Annotated in this window: 1 pseudogene; it reads left to right on the forward strand. The window is 38.8% G+C overall.

What is annotated here, in order from left to right:
• A pseudogene (locus tag H5079_RS18345) lies at nucleotides 1-224 on the forward strand (transposase); the annotation flags it as partial.

A 224-nucleotide genomic window follows, 5' to 3' on the forward strand; every position in this document is an offset into this window, starting at 1 on the left:
GTAATGAGTAATCACACCCACTTAGTACTCTATGTTGATGATAAAAAAGCCAAGCGACTAACCGATAAAGCCATTATTCAGCGGTGGCACAGGCTTTGTAAAGGCACTGTACTCACTAACAAATATCTGCAAGGTGAAGAGCTAAGTAAAATTGAATGGCTCTTTCTAAATGAAACAATCAGTGAATACCGAGAACGCTTAGCTAATATCAGTTGGTTTATGCG

This window comes from Pseudoalteromonas sp. SG44-5, from assembly GCF_014164175.1.
GTDB lineage: Bacteria > Pseudomonadota > Gammaproteobacteria > Enterobacterales > Alteromonadaceae > Pseudoalteromonas > Pseudoalteromonas nigrifaciens.